The sequence below is a fragment of the Tahibacter harae genome, assembly GCF_024437735.1.
Lineage (GTDB): Bacteria > Pseudomonadota > Gammaproteobacteria > Xanthomonadales > Rhodanobacteraceae > Tahibacter > Tahibacter harae.
In genome coordinates this window covers 174,455-190,808 of record NZ_JANFQO010000011.1, presented here as the reverse complement: position 1 = coordinate 190,808, position 16,354 = coordinate 174,455, and the positions used below count along the sequence as shown (strand labels likewise).

12 protein-coding genes are annotated in these 16,354 nt (G+C 70.0%); 5 read left to right on the top strand and 7 right to left on the bottom strand.

Going from position 1 to position 16,354, the window contains the following annotated elements; translation table 11 throughout:
• The 4 genes from mrdA to NM961_RS13530 all read right to left on the bottom strand — a co-directional run.
• The coding region (gene mrdA / locus NM961_RS13545; protein ID WP_255914929.1) for a penicillin-binding protein 2 at positions 1-1,941 on the bottom strand (1,941 nt) is incomplete at its 3' end.
• Positions 1,938-2,429, bottom strand: coding sequence for a rod shape-determining protein MreD (mreD, locus tag NM961_RS13540; protein WP_255914928.1), 492 nt, complete (start codon positions 2,427-2,429; stop codon positions 1,938-1,940). The genes mreD and mrdA, both read right to left, overlap by 4 nt.
• Complete coding sequence (gene mreC, locus NM961_RS13535; RefSeq protein ID WP_255914927.1) at positions 2,426-3,718, bottom strand: rod shape-determining protein MreC; 1,293 nt, start codon at positions 3,716-3,718, stop codon at positions 2,426-2,428. The genes mreD and mreC overlap by 4 nt, the downstream gene beginning before the upstream one ends.
• A 58-nt stretch (positions 3,719-3,776) precedes the next feature.
• Complete coding sequence (locus NM961_RS13530) at positions 3,777-4,823, bottom strand: rod shape-determining protein (protein WP_255914926.1); 1,047 nt, start codon at positions 4,821-4,823, stop codon at positions 3,777-3,779.
• Positions 4,824-5,021: 198 nt separating this feature from the next.
• Here NM961_RS13530 and gatC point away from each other — a divergent pair, with 198 nt between their 5' ends.
• Genes gatC through gatB form a run of 3 tightly spaced genes read left to right on the top strand, consistent with a single transcriptional unit; the run spans position 5,022 to position 8,220 of the window.
• Positions 5,022-5,309 (top strand): Asp-tRNA(Asn)/Glu-tRNA(Gln) amidotransferase subunit GatC, encoded by a 288-nt coding sequence (gene gatC / locus NM961_RS13525; RefSeq protein WP_255914925.1) that lies wholly within the window; start codon positions 5,022-5,024, stop codon positions 5,307-5,309.
• Positions 5,306-6,754 carry an Asp-tRNA(Asn)/Glu-tRNA(Gln) amidotransferase subunit GatA gene (gene gatA / locus NM961_RS13520; protein ID WP_255914924.1) on the top strand — a complete coding sequence of 483 codons (1,449 nt, stop codon included), beginning with the start codon at positions 5,306-5,308 and terminating at the stop codon, positions 6,752-6,754. The genes gatC and gatA overlap by 4 nt, the downstream gene beginning before the upstream one ends.
• The gene (gene gatB, locus NM961_RS13515; protein ID WP_255914923.1) at positions 6,751-8,220 is read left to right on the top strand and encodes an Asp-tRNA(Asn)/Glu-tRNA(Gln) amidotransferase subunit GatB; all 1,470 of its coding nucleotides are present in this window, start codon (positions 6,751-6,753) and stop codon (positions 8,218-8,220) included. Before gatA ends, gatB begins: the two co-directional genes overlap by 4 nt.
• 99 nt (positions 8,221-8,319) lie before the next feature.
• Here the strand turns inward: gatB and NM961_RS13510 are convergent, their stop codons facing one another.
• Both NM961_RS13510 and NM961_RS13505 read right to left on the bottom strand, forming a co-directional pair.
• Positions 8,320-10,584 (bottom strand): RCC1 domain-containing protein, encoded by a 2,265-nt coding sequence (locus NM961_RS13510; protein WP_255914922.1) that lies wholly within the window; start codon positions 10,582-10,584, stop codon positions 8,320-8,322.
• Between the two features lie 157 nt (positions 10,585-10,741).
• Positions 10,742-11,503: an AraC family transcriptional regulator gene (locus tag NM961_RS13505; protein ID WP_255914921.1), complete on the bottom strand. Its 762-nt coding sequence runs from the start codon at positions 11,501-11,503 to the stop codon at positions 10,742-10,744.
• A gap of 201 nt (positions 11,504-11,704) precedes the next feature.
• On the opposite strand from NM961_RS13505, the gene NM961_RS13500 reads away from it, so the two are divergent.
• Positions 11,705-14,056 (top strand): proprotein convertase P-domain-containing protein, encoded by a 2,352-nt coding sequence (locus tag NM961_RS13500; protein ID WP_255914920.1) that lies wholly within the window; start codon positions 11,705-11,707, stop codon positions 14,054-14,056.
• Between the two features lie 260 nt (positions 14,057-14,316).
• The gene (locus tag NM961_RS13495; protein WP_255914919.1) at positions 14,317-15,558 is read left to right on the top strand and encodes a sterol desaturase family protein; all 1,242 of its coding nucleotides are present in this window, start codon (positions 14,317-14,319) and stop codon (positions 15,556-15,558) included.
• A gap of 52 nt (positions 15,559-15,610) precedes the next feature.
• On the opposite strand, the gene NM961_RS13490 is transcribed toward NM961_RS13495, so the two are convergent.
• Entirely contained in the window at positions 15,611-16,288 is a 678-nt protein-coding gene (locus NM961_RS13490) for a GYF domain-containing protein (protein ID WP_255914918.1), read from the bottom strand.
• Positions 16,289-16,354 lie beyond the last annotated feature (66 nt).

The following is a 16,354-nucleotide window of genomic DNA, read 5'->3' as shown; positions in this document are numbered from 1 at the left end:
CGGGGCTGCCGCAGGCGCGGCGGGCGGCGTCAGGCGCACCGCGCCCGGCAGCGCCGCCGGCGCAACCACCGGCCGCGCGGCCGGCTGGGTGGCCGACGGCGGCGGGGCCAGCCAGGCGTCGAGGATCTTGCGCCCCAGCGGCGCCGCGTCGGCCGAGCCGCTGGCGCCGTATTCCATCACCAGGGCCAGGGCGATCTGTGGCTCGTCCACCGGCGCAAACGCGACGAACAGGGCCTGGTGGCGCTGGGCGTCGCTCAAGCCGTGGGTATCGACCTCGTCGCCGCTGCGCGAGAAGCGCTGCGCCGTGCCGGTCTTGCCCGCGGCGGTATACGGCGCGTCGGCGAACACCCGCGCCGCCGTGCCGGTGGGCCCGGCGACCACGGCGACCATGCCGTCGCGCACCCGGTCCCAGTTGGTCATGTGGACGATGAAGCTGGGCTCGGCCGGCCGCGGCGGCGCGGGCTCCACCGGCGCGTTGAAGCCGGACTGGGTCGCGCGCAGCAGGTGCGCCTGATGGTGTACGCCGCGGGCGGCCAGGATGGCGGTGGCATTGGCCAGCTGCACCGGCGTGACCACCCAGTAGCCCTGGCCTATGCCGGCGATCACGGTCTCGCCCGGATACCAGGGCTTGTTCAGCGCGCCGCGCTTCCATTCCTTGGACGGCAATATGCCGCTGCCCTCGCCGGCCAGGTCCAGACCGGTGGGCTTGCCGAAGCCGAAGCGCGACAGGTAGCCGGACATGCGATCTATGCCCATGTCCAACGCCAGCGAATAGAAATACGTGTTCACCGACTGGGACAGGGATTCGACCAGGTCGACCCGGCCGTGGCCGCCGCGGCGCCAGTCGCGATAGCCGCGGCTCTGCCCCGGAATGAAGAATTCGCCGGTGGACAGCACCGTGTCGTCGGGCCGGCGCACACCCTGCTCCAGCCCGGCCACGCCCATGAAGGGCTTTACCGTCGAACCCGGCTTGTAGGTGCCGACCAGGGCCCGGTGCAACAGCGGCCGCAGCGGCGAGGAAATCAGCGCGCGGTAATCCGCATGGCTGATGCCGTTGACGAACAGGTTGGGATCGAAGCTGGGCACGCTGACCATGGCCAGCACCTCGCCGTTGCGCGGATCTATGGCGACGGCCGAGCCCGGCTTGCCTTCAAAGATCGCCTCGGCCGCCTCTTGCAGGCGGATGTCGATGCTCAGGTACAGGTTCTTGCCCGGCTTGGGCGGCGTGCTGTTGAGCACGCGCAGGGCGCGCCCGTCGGCATTGGTCTCCACCCGTTCATAGCCGGGCTCGCCGTGCAGCAGGTCCTCGTAGTAGCGCTCTACGCCGGTCTTGCCGATGTGCGTGGTGCCGGCGTAGCGGCCGGTGTCCAGTTCGCGCAGGTCGTTTTCGTCGATGCGCGCGACATAGCCCACCACATGGCCGAATTCCGCCCCGCGCGGATAGGTGCGCGTGAGGTACGGCACCACTTCCACACCGGGAAAGCGCCAGCGGTTGACGGCAAACTTGGCCACCTCGTCCTCGGACAGGCGGAAGCGCAGCGGCAGGCTGTTGAAGCCGCGGCGGCCCTTGCGCTGTTCCTTGAAGCGGTCGATGTCCTCGTCGGTCAGCGGCACCACCTGGGCCAGGGCGGCGAGCATGGCATCCATGTCCTTGACCCGCTCCGGCGTCACTTCCAGGCGGAAGGCGGCGGTGTTGTCGGCCAGCAGCACGCCGTTGCGGTCGAAGATCAGCCCGCGCGCCGGCGGGATCGGGCGCAGCTTGATGCGGTTCTGGTCGGCGCGGGTGACGAACTCGTCATGGCGCACCACCTGCAGATGGACGAAGCGCGAGGCCAGCACGCCCAGGCAGACCACGATGATGAGGAAGCCGGCCAGGGCGCGGCGCTGGAACAGCGCGACCTCGCGCCCGCTGTCCTTCAGCTTGGAACGGCGCGGGCTCATGCCTCGTGGACGCGCAGGCGTGCGCGCAGATCGTCCAGCAGCAGGAACACCCAGGGCCAGGCCAGCATGCCGGCCACCGGCGCGTACCAGAACGACAGCGGCGGCAGCGGATCGCCGGTGAAGGTGCGCTCCATCAGGCTGAGCACGCGATCATTCAGCAGCAGGGCGAACACCGCCAGCGACTGCTGCCACATGGGAAAGAAGCGCAGGCGCGAGCGGAAGCGCAGCACGATGAAGGCCAGCGCGGCCAGGCGCAGGGCCTGGTCGCCGAGCAGGTCGCCCTGCAGCACGTCGCCGACCAGGCCAAGCAGGAAGGCCCGGCCCAGGCCAATGCGCTCGGGTTCTTCCAGCGCCCAGTAAATCAGGATCAGCCCCAGCCAGTACGGCCGGAACGGCAGCAGCAGGTCCGGCAGGGGCATCAGCTGCAGCAGGCAGGCCAGGATCAGGCTCAGCATGAACAGCAGGAAATGGGCGCGATGCCGGTTCATGGCGCGGCTCCCGGCACGGGCCTGGGCGGTTCGGCGGCGGGCGGCGGCGGCGTGGCCGCGGGCGGCACGGCGGGCTCCGTTGCGGCCGGCGACGGGGAAACCGCCGGCGCCGTGGCGGCCGGTACGGAACGCGCCGGCGGAGCCGCCGGTGTTGCGGTGGCCGCAGCCGGGCCGGCCGCCGGAGCCGCTGGCGTAGCGCCGGCAGACGTGGACGGCGGCGGCGCGGCCGCTGCCGTGTTTGCGGCGGAGCGCGGTTGCAGGTTGGACTGCGCCGCGATGCCCGGCACGGCGGCGTTCGGCGCGGCGGTGCCGGAGCCGGAGCCGGCCGCCGCGGACGCCGCGCGCGGCGTTGCCGGGGCCGCGGCGGCGGCCGCATTCGCCTGCAATTCCTCCGCCGGCGGCGCCGGCGGGCCTGTTTCGTTGCGCAGGGCCGGCGGGCCTACCGGCTCGGCCAGCGGACGCAGCAGCAGCACTTCGCCGCTGCGCTCCAGCGCGGCGGCCGGCTTGGCCACGGCGACGGCGAACATGCCGCTGGGCTCGGCGCCTATCGAAGTGATCTCCCCGACCGGGAAACCGGCCGGGAAACTGCCGCCCAGGCCCGAGGTAATCAGTTTGTCGCCGGCCTTGATATCGGCGCTGACCGGGATATTGGGCACGTTCAGGCGGTCGCTGCTGCCGCTGCCGTAGGCGATGGTGCGCAGGCCGGTGCGCTCGACCATTACCGGCACGGCGTGGCTGGAATCGGTAATCAGCACCGCGGTGGAGGTGGTCGGCAGCACTTCGCTGATCTGGCCCATGACGCCGTAGGCATCCAGCACGGCCTGGCCGGTGACCACGCCCTGCCTGGCGCCCGCATCCAGGGTGATGCGCTGGCGGTAAGGGTCGAGCACGATGTCGATGAGCTTGGCCAGCTGCACGCCCAGGCCCAGGGAATGCTGCACTTCCAGCAGTTCCTTCAGCCGGGTGTTCTGCTCGGCCACCGCGCCCAGACGGTTCAGGCGCGCCTGGGTCAGCAGCAAAGCCTCGCGCAGGCGCTGGTTTTCCTCGGTCAGGGCCTGGCGGTCGGCCACGGCCAGGCGCAGGTTGCGCGCGGCATCGGCCGGCATGGCGGCGGCGCGGTAGACCGGCTCTACCGCGACGGCGGCGTACTGGCGCACCCGCGCCAGATAATGGCCGCGGTAGTCGGCCACCATCAGCACCACGCCGGCGGCGAGATAGACGATCAGGCGCAACGTGCTGGTCGCACCGGAGCCGAACAGGGGACTGGTGTCGGTGCGCGCAAGCGGCATGGGGAATCAGGCCAGGAGAAGCAGCCGCGGCGGCTGGCGCCGCGGCCGGTGACGCGGGTTATTCGGGAGCGAAGAAGTCGCTGCCGTGCAGGTCGATCAGTTCCAGCGCGCGGCCGCCGCCGCGGGCGACGCAGGTCAGCGGTTCCTCGGCCACCTGCACGTGCAGGCCGGTTTCCTCGGAAATCAGCCGGTCCAGGTCGCGCAGCAGGGCGCCGCCGCCGGTCAGCACGATGCCGCGCTCGGCCACGTCGGAGCACAGCTCCGGCGGAGTCTGTTCCAGCGCGCTGCGCACCGCCGAGACGATGCCGGCCAGCGGCTCGTGCAGGGCTTCCAGCACTTCGTTGGAATTGATCGTGAACATGCGCGGCACGCCTTCGGCCAGGTTGCGGCCGGAGACTTCGATCTCGCGCACCTCGCTCTGCGGATAGGCGCAGCCCACTTCCAGCTTGATGCGCTCGGCCGTGGCCTCGCCGATCAGGGTGCCGTGGTTGCGCCGCACATAGTTGACGATGGCCTCGTCGAAGCGGTCGCCGCCGATCCGCACGGACTGGGAATAAACGATGCCATTCAAGGAGATGACAGCGACTTCCGAGGTGCCGCCGCCGATATCCAGCACCATCGAGCCGCGCGCCTCGTGGACCGGGATGCCGGCGCCGATGGCCGCGGCCATGGGCTCCTCGATCAGGAACACGTCGCGGGCGCCGGCACCTTCGGCCGACTCCTTGATCGCGCGCCGCTCGACCTGGGTCGAACCGCAGGGCACGCAGATCAGCACGCGCGGGCTGGGCCGCAGCATGCGGCTCTTGTGCACCTGCTTGATGAAGTGCTGCAGCATCGCCTCGGTCATGGTGAAGTCGGCGATGACGCCGTCTTTCATCGGCCGTATGGCGACGATGGAGCCCGGCGTCCTGCCCAGCATGCGCTTGGCGTCGGCGCCGACGGCGGCGACGCTGCGCGGACCGCCGGGACCACGATCCTGGCGTATCGCCACCACCGAGGGTTCATTCAGGATGATGCCCTGGCCCCGGACGTAGATCAGGGTATTGGCGGTGCCGAGGTCGATCGACAGATCGTTGGAAAAAAGACCGCGAAACTTTTTGAACATGGTCGCCCAGGCTGTAGATGGGGGGGCGGAAAAGGCCGCACAGTCTAGTGTTCGCCCCCCTGATGCGCAAGGTAACGCCTCGTTAAGAAAGCATTTTTGGTCCGGACAGCCGATCCGGCCGGCGGCCCGGTTATGCGCTTTGGTGCATTGCAGCGGCGTGCTAAGTTCGGCCGCTCCACCCCGTCCATGCCACCCGACATGTCAATTGATTCCGCAACGGTACGTCATATCGCCCGCCTGGCCCGTCTGGCCGTGGCCGAGACCGAGCTGGAAAGCGTGCGCTCCGACCTGGCCCGCGTCCTGCACCTGTTCGACGATCTGGCCGCCGCCAATGTGGACAATTTGAATCCGCTGGCGCATCCGCACGACCAGGTGCTGGGCCTGCGCGACGACGTCGCCGACCAGCCCGACCGCAGCGAGGAACTGCTCGCCCTCGCGCCGGCCGCCCAGGGCGGCTACTACCTCGTGCCGAAGGTGATCGAATGAGCAGCGCCAGCCTCGCCGCACTCGGCGCCGATCTCGCCGCCGGCCGCACCAGCGCAGCCGAACTCGCCGCACAGGCGCTGGACCGCGCGCAGCAGCACGCCGCGCTCAACAGCTTCATCAGCCTGCAGCCGGAAGCCGCGCTGGCCCATGCAAACAGCGTGGATGCCAACCGCCGCGCCGGCCGCGACATGCATGCGCTGGCCGGAATCCCGTTTGCGCACAAGGATATTTTCTGCACAAAGGGAATAGCCACCACCTGCGGCTCGCGCATGCTGCGCGGCTTCGCCCCGCCCTACGATGCCCAGGTGGTCGAACGCCTTGCCGCCGCCGGCGCGGTCAGCATAGGCAAGACCAACATGGACGAGTTCGCGATGGGCTCGTCCAACGAGAACAGCGCCTACGGCGCCGCGCGCAATCCCTGGGATGCGGCGCGCGTGCCGGGCGGCTCCTCCGGCGGCTCGGCCGCCGCGGTGGCCGCGGGCATAGTGCCCTTCGCCACCGGCACCGACACCGGCGGTTCCATCCGCCAGCCGGCCGCGTTCTGCGGCATCACCGGACTGAAACCCACCTACGGGCGCGTGTCGCGCTACGGCATGATCGCCTACGCCTCCAGCCTGGACTGCGCCGGCGTGCTGGCGCGCTCGGCCGCCGACTGCGCCAGCGTGTTCAGCGCCATCGCCGGCCATGACGGCCGCGACGCGACCAGCGTGGATCGCCCGCTCGAAGATGTGCAGGCATTGCTGCCGCGCCCCCTGCGCGGCCTGCGCATAGGCCTGGCGCGGGAATACTTCGGCGGCGGCGTGGATGCGGCCGTGGCCGCGCAGGTGCGCGCGGCGCTGGCCGAGCTGGAGAAGCTCGGCGCAGTGCTGGTCGACATTTCCCTGCCCAGCGCGCATCACGCGATTCCGGCGTACTACGTGATCGCGCCGGCCGAGGCATCGAGCAATCTCGCCCGCTACGACGGCGTGCGCTACGGCCACCGCGCGGCCGATGCGCGTTCGCTGGACGAGTTGTACAGCCGCAGCCGCGCCGAAGGCTTCGGCGCCGAGGTGCAGCGGCGCATCCTGGTCGGCACCTATGCGCTGTCTGCCGGCTATTACGACGCCTACTACCTGCGCGCGCAGAAGGTGCGCCGCCTGATCGCGCTGGATTTCGCCGCCGCCTTCGAGCAGGTCGATCTCATCGCCGGCCCGACGGCACCGACCACGGCGTTCCGCCTCGGCGAGAAATCCGACGATGCGCTGGCCATGTACGCGGCCGATGTGAACACGGTCGCGGTCAACCTGGCCGGCCTGCCGGCCATTTCCGCGCCGGCCGGCTTCGTCGACGGCCTGCCGGTGGGCCTGCAGCTGATCGCGCCGGCCTTCGCCGAAGCGCGCCTGCTCAACGCCGCGCACCAGCTGCAACAGGCAACGGACTGGCATACGCAGGAGCCCCAGGCATGAACGCCCAGATAGCCCCCCCGCCGGCCGCCGCCGGCTGGCAGGCCGTGATCGGCCTGGAGATCCACGCCCAGCTCAGCACGGCGAGCAAGCTGTTCTCCGGCGCGCCCACCGCCTACGGCGCCGAGCCCAACACCCAGGCCTCGCTGGTCGACATCGCCCTGCCCGGCACCCTGCCCGTGCCCAACCGCGCGGCGATACGCAAGGCGATCCAGTTCGGCCTGGCCATCGGCGCGCCGATCGCGCCGCATTCGGTATTTGCGCGCAAAAACTATTTTTATCCCGACCTGCCCAAGGGCTACCAGATCAGCCAGTACGAGCTGCCCGTGGTCGGCCCCGGCAAGCTCAAGGTGCGGGTGGACGACGGCCGCACGATCGAGGTCGAGATCCAGCGCGCCCACCTGGAGGAAGACGCCGGCAAGTCCGTGCACGACGCCTTCCATGCGGAAACCGGCATCGACCTCAACCGCGCCGGCACGCCGCTGCTGGAAATCGTCTCGGCGCCGGTGATGCATTCGGCCGCCGAGGCGGTGGCCTACATGCGCACCGTGCATACCCTGGTGCGCTGGCTGGGCATCTGCGACGGCAACATGCAGGAAGGCTCGTTCCGCTGCGACTGCAATGTCTCGGTGCGCCGCAGCGGCACGGAACAGCTGGGCACGCGCACCGAGATCAAGAACGTCAACTCGTTCCGCTTTGTGGAAAAAGCCATCGAGTACGAGATCGAGCGCCAGATCCGCGCGCTGGAGAACGGCGAGGCCATCGTGCAGGAGACCCGCCTGTACGACCCGACCCGGCACCAGACCCGCTCCATGCGCAGCAAGGAATCCGCCGACGACTACCGCTATTTCCCCGACCCGGACCTGCCGCCGCTGGCGATCGGCGCCGCGGAGATCGAACGCGAGCGCAGCGCCCTGCCCGAACTGCCGCAGGCGCGGCGCGAACGCTACATCGCTGTACTCGGCCTGCCCGAAGCCGACGCCGACCAGCTCTGCAGCGACCGCGCCACGGCGGATTATTTCGAGGCCGTACTGGCCGGCGTGCCAGGCCAGGCCAAGCTGTGCGCGAACTGGGTGCTGGGCGAAGTCGCCGCGGCGCTGAACGAGAACGCGGTCGAGATCGCCGCCGCCCCGGTGGACGCCGCGGCGCTGGCCCAGCTGCTGTCGCGCCTGCGCGAAGGCGTGATCTCCGGCAAGATCGCCAAGGACGTGTTCGCCGCGATGTGGGCCGGCGAAGGCAGCGCCGACGTCATCATCGAGGCGCGCGGCCTGAAGCAGATCTCCGACACCGGCGCGCTGGCCACTGCCATCGACGCCGTGCTGGCCGAATACGCCGGCCAGGTCGCCGACTACCGCAAAGGCAACGACAAGCTGCTGCAGTTCTTCGTCGGCCAGGTGATGAAACGCACGCGCGGCCAGGCCAATCCGCAGCAGCTCAACGAATTGCTGAAGCAGAAGCTCGCCGGCTAGCGGCAAACCATTACTCCGGCGGAAAAGCCGCGTGCTTTCCGCCGGTGCGCTGCAGACGGCGCCAAAACTCGGCCAACTGCGCGGCGCGCACCGCCGCGCTCAATCCAGCCCGTTGGCGAACAGCTGATCCTGCCGCAGCACCGGCCGCGGCTTGGACGCGAGCACGGCGCGGCCCACGCCCAGCGGGCCGAGCAGATCGTCGCCCCAGCAATGCAGGCCGCCGGCGCGGGTCGCCGCACAGACATGGGTACCGCGTATGGCCAGCGGCCCGGCGGCGATATTGCTCATGCCCAGCACCGGCGTCGGCACCAGGCGCCGGGTGCGCACCGGGCCGCCGTTGCCCAGGTCGCCTTCGTAGTCGGCGCCCCAGCACAGGGCGGAGTCGTCATGCACGGCGCAGGTCACGTCGTCGCCGGCGACCAGGTTCTGCACGCCGCTGTCCAGGCCTACCACGGCCTGGGGCACATAGCTGGCATCGTCGTAGATGCCGTTGCCGAGCTGGCCGTAGCCGTCGTAGCCCCAGCAGCGCGCGCCGCCGTCGACCACGGCGCAGGTGTGGGTATAGCCGCCAGTGAGCAGGCTGACGCCGCTGGCCAGCCCGCTGACCTGCTGCGGCGTGCTGCGCAGGCCGTCGTTCGTGCCCAGGCCGAGCTGGCCGTCGGTGTTGATGCCCCAGCATTTGGCGGCGCCGAACTGCACGGCGCAGGCGTGGCTGACGCCGGCGGCGATGGCGCTGACGCCGCCGTCCAGGCCGCTGACCTGCACGGGCGTATAGCTGTCTTCCGTCGCGCCGTTGCCGAGCTGGCCGTTGGCGCCGGCGCCCCAGCACCAGACCGCCCCCAGGCGCAGCGCGCAGGCGAAGTTCTCGCCGGCGCTGACCTGGCTGACGCTGTCGGCCAGTCCGGGCAACAGCCGCGGGATCTCCTGGGCGGGTTCGTCTTCGCCGATGCCGAGCTGGCCGAATTCGTTGTCGCCCCAGCACCAGACGCCGCCGTCGTAGACCGCGCAGGTATGGTCGGCACCGCCGGATACCGAACTCACCGCATGGGTGAAGCCGCGCACCAGGTTGGGAATGGAATCGAACACGCTGAACTCGCCCAGGCCCAGCGCGCCCGAGGCGTTGTAGCCCCAGCACTTGAGCCCTTCCGGCACCGCTGCGCAACTGTGTGCCGAACCCGCGGCGACCGCGCTCACGCCGCTGCCGGGCGGCAAGGTGTGCACCGGCGCCGTGCGCAGCAGGGCCGAGGCGTCGCCGAGCTGGCCGCGCAAGTTGTAGCCCCAGCAGGCCAGGCTGGCATCGTCGAGCCGCGCGCAGCCGTAGTAGGTGCGCGCGCTGACGTCGGCCACGCCGCCGAGCGTGCTGAGGTTGACCGGCACCGCGCTGCCGTCCGGATGGCTGCCGATCTGGTTGTAGGTGTTGTCGCCCCAGCACTGCACGCGGTCGCCGACCCGGGCGCAGCTGTGCAGGGCGCCGGTGGCGACGGCGCTGGCTGCGCCGGCCAGGCCGGTCACGGCAACCGGATGGGTGGCCGGGTCCGAACCGCCGGTGCCGAGCTGGCCGGAACCGTTGGCGCCCCAGCAGTACACGCTGCCGTTGGCCAGTGCGGCGCAACTGTGCTCGCTGCCCGGCGCGATACGCACCACCGCCGCCGGCAGGCCATCCACCGCGACCGGTTCGTACTGGTTCAGCCGGGTGGAATTGCCGATCTGGCCGGAGAAGTTGTAGCCCCAGCACCACAGGCCTTCGGCGTTGACCGCGCAGGTGTGCAGCAGGCCGGCGGCGATCTGGCTGAAGGGGCCGCTCAGGCCGGCCGCGCTGACGGGCAGATAGCTGTCGTTGTCGTCGCCGTTGCCGAGCGAGCCGTAAGCATTGGCGCCCCAGCACTTAATCCCGTTATCCACAACTGCACAGGTGTGATAGTAGCCTGCGGTCACCGCCGTGGCGGTGCCGCCCAGACCCTGCACCTCGACCGGGACGAGGTTGCCGTCTGGGTTGTTGTTGCCGAGCTGGCCGTAGTCGTTGTTGCCCCAGCACCAGACCTTGCCGCCGGCCACCGCGCAGCTGTGGTACATGCCGGCGGCCAGCGACACCGCCGCACCGGGCAGGCCGCGCACCAGGGTCGGATCCACCGTACTGGTGTCGTCGCCGCTGCCGAGCTGGCCGTAGAGGTTGTAGCCCCAGCAGAACACCTTGCCGCCTTCGGCGATGGCGCAGGCATGGTTCACGCCGTTGGCCAGGGCCGTGACTGGCTGCAACGGCAGCGCGATGCCGCGCGCATCGCCGGCGCGGGCCGCCAGTGCCGGCAACAGCGCCAGCAGGCCGGCCAGGGCCAGGTGCGGCAATCGCAAAGGACAGTCAGACATGCCGGTATCCGCAGCCAGGACAGGGCCGCATCATCGCCCGGCGCCCGGCCGCTGTCACTGCCGCCGGCGCCGCCCGGCTGGCGTGCGGCGGTGCCGGCGCATTTCCGTCCGCGGCGCCGGCGCGCCTGCCTGTTCCGGTCCGCAGCGCCGACCTGTTTCAGTCCGCAGCGCCGCGGCGCCGCTCGCGGTAGCGCAGCGGGGTGGCGCCGGTCAGCGCCTTGAACTGGCGCGTGAACGCGCTCTGGTCGCTGTAGCCGCAGGCGCTGGCCACGCTGGCGACGCTGTCCTCGCCTTCGGCCAGCAGCCGCGCCGCGGCCTCGATGCGGGTCTTGGCCAGCAGCTGCATGGGCGTCAGGTCGAACAGGCGCCGCACCAGCCGCTCCAGCCGGCGCGTGCCCAGGCCGGCGGCCCTGGCCAGGGCTTCCACGCGCAGGGCCTCGCCGTAGTGCTGGCGCATGTACTCCACCGCGCGGGCAACCTGGGCGGCGCTGGCGTCGTCCGGATCGACGCTGCGGCAGATGCCGCACAGGCCGACCACGCGGCCGTCTTCCAGTATGGGAAATTTATACGATATGCACCAGCTCTCGGCGCCGCCGGCGGCGGGCAGCGGCTGCAGCAGGTCGTGCAGCTCCACGCCGCCGTCGAGCACGGCGCGGTCCTGCGCGTAGTAGCGCCCGCCGTAGGGCGGAGGGAACAGTTCCTCGGCGGTGCGGCCGAGCAGGTCGCGCTTGGAACGCACGCCGCAGCGGTCGACCAGGGTGCGGTTGACCGCGACATAGCGCGCCTCGCGGTTCTTGACGAAGAACAGCGTGTCCTGGGCGCAGTCGAACAGGCGCTCGGCCACTACCGCCGCGCTACGCATGGACACGGAAATGCCGCCCGGCATCGCCGTGCCGGGACGCTCCAGGACTGCCGTCATTGCTGCCTGCTCCCCACAAGCCGGACGCCGCCGCGCCGGTGGCGCGGCCCCTGCCCGATCCGACACCCCGATTGTCGGATCCGATCAAGACCAAGCCTGACCGGAGCGGCGATAGTAGCCAAGTTTCGGCCCTGACCGAAGCTGGCGGCCCTCTTCCGCCATCCGTGCGTGGTTCCCCTGTCCTCGTGTGGAGAATTGCCAATGAATCCGCAGTATCGTTTTGCCGCTTTGTGCATGGCGCTGGGCCTGGCCTTCGCCGGCACCCGCGCAGTCGCCGCCGACGCCGCGCCGGCCGCGTTCAGTCATTCGCTGCGCCCGCTCGCCAACGTCGCGCACGAACTCATGCCCGCCGTCGATGTCGCCGCGCTCGCACGCGAAGACGCCAGCCGGCGCGCCAGCGACCTGCCGCCGCGCTTCGCCGCGCCGATCGCCGTCGGCATCACGCCGGCCAAGGCCGGCACCTGGGAAGAACTGGACGCACAGAATCTGATCTGGCGCCTGCGCATCAGCTCGCCCGGCGCGTATTCGCTCAACCTCGGCTTCACCCGCTATTTCATGCCCGAAGGCGGCCGCCTGCTGGTCTATCCGGCCGGCCTGCGCGCCGGCGCCGATCCCGCGCTGGTACGCCGCTTCGACAGCAAGGACAACGCCGAGCACGGCCAGCTGTGGACGCCCATCGTGGCCGGCGACGACATCGTGGTCGAAGTGGTCGTGCCCAGGCAGCAGCGCCATGCGCTGGAACTGGAGCTCAGTTCGGTCAACCACGACTACCGCGGCTTCAACCGCGTCGCTGCGGAGATCAGCGGCGGCCGGGCCAAGGACGCGGGCGATGTGTCGGGCTCGTGCAATGTGGACGTGATGTGCCCCGAGGGCGATCCGTACCGCGACCAGATCCGCTCGGTCGCGGTCTACTCCACCGGCGGCAGCACCTTCTGCACTGGCAGCCTGCTCAACAACACTGCACAGGACAAGAAGCCCTACTTCCTCACCGCGGCCCACTGCGGCATCAATTCGGGCAATGCGGCTTCGCTGGTGGTGTACTGGAATTTCCAGAACTCCTACTGCCGTCCGGTCGGCAGCGCGGCCTCGGGCCAGGCCGGCGACGGCACCACCAACCAGTTCCAGACCGGCGCGTTCTTCCGCGCCTCCTACTCGCCGTCGGATTTCACCCTGGTCGAGCTGGACGAAGCGCCGTCCGCCGCCGCCAATGTGTATTTCAACGGCTGGGACCGGCGCAGCCAGAACTTCCCCTCGGCCTTCGGCATCCACCACCCGGCCACGGCGGAAAAGCGCATCAGCCTGGCCAACGGCGCCACCGCCACGACCAGCTACAACAGCACGGCCGAACCCGGCGACGGCACCCATGTGCAGGCGCGCTGGCGTCCGGGCATCGGTGTCACCGAAGGCGGTTCGTCGGGTTCGCCGCTGTACAGCAATGAGAAGCGCGTGATCGGCCAGCTGCACGGCGGTCCGTCCTCGTGCAGCGCCACCGACACCAACAAGCGCGACTACTACGGCCGTGTGTCGGTGTCCTGGACCGGCGGCGGCAGCAATGCCACGCGCCTGTCGAACTGGCTGGACCCGGGCAACACCGGCGCCCAGACCCTGGACGGCCTCAACAGCGGCGGCGGCGGCAATGTTCCGCCCACGGCGAATTTCTCCTATGTCGTGAATGCGCTCAGCGTGAACTTCAGCGACGGCTCCAGCGACAGCGACGGCTCCATCGCCGCACGCAACTGGAACTTCGGCGACGGCACCACGTCAACCTCCGCCAACCCGGCCAAGACCTATGCCGCCTCCGGCACCTACAACGTGGTGCTCAGCGTCACCGACAACGGCGGCGCGAGCAGCAGTGTGACCAAGGCGGTGACCGTGGGCTCGGTCGCCGGCAACACGCTGAGCAACGGCGTGCCGGTGAACAACATCAGCGGCGCGGCAGGCAGCCAGCAGACCTGGACCCTGGCCGTGCCGGCCGGCGCCAGCAATCTGAAGTTCGTCACCAGCGGCGGCACGGGCGACGCGGACCTCTATGTGAAGTTCGGTTCCGCGCCGACCACGGCCAGCTACGACTGCCGCTCGCAGGGTTCCACCAACGCCGAGACCTGCACCATCGCCACCGCACAGGCCGGCACCTACCACGTCATGGTGCTGGGCTATTCGGCCTTCTCGGGCCTGAGCCTCACCGGCAGCTTCAGCACCGGCGGTGGCGGCACGCAGACGTATACCAACACCACCGACTACGCCATCAGTGACAACGCCACCGTGGACAGCCCGATCACGGTCTCCGGCCGCAGCGGCAATGCGCCGAGCAATGCCTCGGTCACCGTCGCCATCGTGCATACCTACCAGGGCGACCTGAAGGTGGATCTGGTCGCGCCGGACGGCACGCTCTACAACATCCACAACCGCAGCGGCGGCGGCACCGACAACATCAACAAGACGGTCACGCTGAACCTGTCCAGTGAGTTGCTCAACGGCACCTGGAACCTGCGCGTCAATGACAACGCCGGCGGCGACACCGGCCGCATCGACAGCTGGAGCATCACGTTCTGAGCGATTGCGCCCAGCCTGCAAGCAGCGGCCCCGCGGGATTTCCCGCGGGGCTTTTCCTTGCCGCGCCACGCCACCGACCTGACTGACCCGGCCGCGCGTTTTCAAATCCTTCCACGCGGCGAAAGTCCTGCTGCAACGCGCCGGACTGCAGGGTTTCCCGCGTGATCGCCGCACAGGCTTGGCACCCTCCGCGCCGCTTGACGCCGCCGCCACCATCGCGAATTCTCCGGCAGGCCGCTTCGTCATCGCCAGGTGCGCCCGTGAATCCCATCGTCTACGCCACGCCGGTCTTCTTCGCCCTGATCGGGCTGGAGCTGTGGCAGGCCCACCGGCGCAAGGCCCGCGCCTACGACTTCGCCGACACGCTGTGCAGCATAGGACTCGGCGCGGTGTCGCAGGTGACGGAGGTCTTCTCCAAAGCGCTGATGCTGGGCATCTACGTGCTGGTCTACGAGCACCTGCGCCTGTTCACCCTGGATGCGCACAGCGTGGCGGTATGGCTGGGCGCGCTGCTGCTGTACGACTTCCTCTACTACTGGCATCACCGTCTCGGCCACGAGGTCGGCGTGCTGTGGGCGGCCCATGTGGTGCATCACCAGAGCGAGGCCTTCAATCTTTCCACCGCGCTGCGCCAGACCAGTTCGAATTTCCTGTTCGGCTGGATTTTCTACCTGCCCCTGGCCGTACTCGGCGTGCCGCCGCTGGTGTGGATAGGCGTGGCGCTGATCGACCTGCTGTACCAGTACTGGATCCACACCGAGCAGATCGGCAAGCTGGGCTGGTTCGACCGCGTCTTCGCCTCGCCGTCCAATCACCGCGTGCACCACGGCGTGAACGACCGCTACCTGGACAAGAACTACGGCGGCATCCTGATCCTGTGGGACCGCCTGTTCGGCACCTACGCCGACGAGGACGATGACGAGCCGGTGATCTACGGCACGCGCGCGCCGCTGCGCCGCTACGATCCGCTGTGGGCCAATCTGGAAGGCTACGCGGCGCTGGCCCGCGACGCCTGGCGCACGCGCCGCTGGGCCGACAAATTCAACGTGTGGATAAAGCCGCCCGGCTGGCGCCCGGCCGATCTGGCCGCGGCCGATCCCAAGCCCGCCTTCGATCCGTATACCCGCCCGCGCTACGCGCCGGCCGTCCCGCGCGCGGTACAGCTGCATGCAGGCCTGCAATTCCTGCTGCTGATGCTGGCCGGTACCGACTGCCTCAGCCGCGCGCCGCAGCTGCCCTGGGCCTGGGGCGCAGCCTACGTCGCCTGGAACGTACTGAGCATGACGGCGATCTGCGCCTGGCTGGAAGGAAGCCGGCGCGGACTGGCGCTGGACCTGATCCGGCTGCTGGCCGCACTGGCCATGCTGCTGTCAGGCGGACGCTGGTTCGGCGCGCCGCTGGATACCCTGCCGCTGCTGGGCCTGGCTGTGCTGGTCGCCGCCTCGGCCGCCGCCGCGCTGCTGGCCGCCTTCAGCGGCCGGCGCCGCACGGTCGCGGCCTGACCCGGCGCGGCTTGCGCGCTGCCGCGCCGGATGCTGCAGGAATTCGCGCAACTCAGCGCCGGCGCATATACGAGGGCAGGTACTTGTCCGGCACGTTAGCCGCCTCGGTCCAGTTCATGTCCTTGTCCATGGCCATGATGATCTCGGCATTGTCCAGGCGGCTGCTGCCGAGGTTGCGCGCAGCCAGGCGCATCACGCATTCGCCGGCGCCGGCTTCGAAGCGGATGCTGGCGACGTACTGGTCGGCATAGTTTTCCGGCGCATTGAAGCCTTCGTCGCCGTTGCGCGGGCAGCGCTGCTGGGCAACGAAAAATTCGGCGACGGCAATGCGCTGCGCCCTGCCGGCCAGTACGACCTGGGCCACGCGCGAACGGATGGTGTAGTCCTGGTAGGCCGGAATCGCGATGGCGGCGAGGATGCCGCCTACGCACAGGATGAAGAAGAACACCACGACGAGCACGATGACCCAGGTGCTGGAACCCGACCTGGGCGGCCGCGCGGCAATCTGCCCCGCTGCCGGCCGGGGCCGCGGTGGCGGCGGCGGCGCCACGTTGCGCAGACCCAGTTCGGCGGCGACCTGGCTCAGCGGCACCCAGCCGGGCAGTTGTTCGTGCCAGACCAGGCTGGACATGTCCACTTCGCCGCGCTGCAGTGCCGCGAGCAGGCCGTCGCTGCTGACCGGCCCCTGCTGCTGACGGCGGCGGTCGGCGTAATACCAGTTCTTGCTCATGCGTTTCCCCTGAAGATCCCCAGTGATTCTCGCCGCGGCAAGGCGGCGGCGACCGCGCGCCAGCCC

Bases quoted from the DNA above. Each gene is read 5' to 3' on its own strand.
- mreD (WP_255914928.1), bottom strand. From the start codon at position 2,429: ATGAACCGGCATCGCGCCCATTTCCTGCTGTTCATGCTGAGCCTGATC.
- mreC (WP_255914927.1), bottom strand. From the start codon at position 3,718: ATGCCGCTTGCGCGCACCGACACCAGTCCCCTGTTCGGCTCCGGTGCG.
- NM961_RS13530 (WP_255914926.1), bottom strand. From the start codon at position 4,823: ATGTTCAAAAAGTTTCGCGGTCTTTTTTCCAACGATCTGTCGATCGAC.
- gatC (WP_255914925.1), top strand. From the start codon at position 5,022: ATGTCAATTGATTCCGCAACGGTACGTCATATCGCCCGCCTGGCCCGT.
- gatA (WP_255914924.1), top strand. From the start codon at position 5,306: ATGAGCAGCGCCAGCCTCGCCGCACTCGGCGCCGATCTCGCCGCCGGC.
- gatB (WP_255914923.1), top strand. From the start codon at position 6,751: ATGAACGCCCAGATAGCCCCCCCGCCGGCCGCCGCCGGCTGGCAGGCC.
- NM961_RS13510 (WP_255914922.1), bottom strand. From the start codon at position 10,584: ATGTCTGACTGTCCTTTGCGATTGCCGCACCTGGCCCTGGCCGGCCTG.
- NM961_RS13505 (WP_255914921.1), bottom strand. From the start codon at position 11,503: ATGACGGCAGTCCTGGAGCGTCCCGGCACGGCGATGCCGGGCGGCATT.
- NM961_RS13500 (WP_255914920.1), top strand. From the start codon at position 11,705: ATGAATCCGCAGTATCGTTTTGCCGCTTTGTGCATGGCGCTGGGCCTG.
- NM961_RS13490 (WP_255914918.1), bottom strand. From the start codon at position 16,288: ATGAGCAAGAACTGGTATTACGCCGACCGCCGCCGTCAGCAGCAGGGG.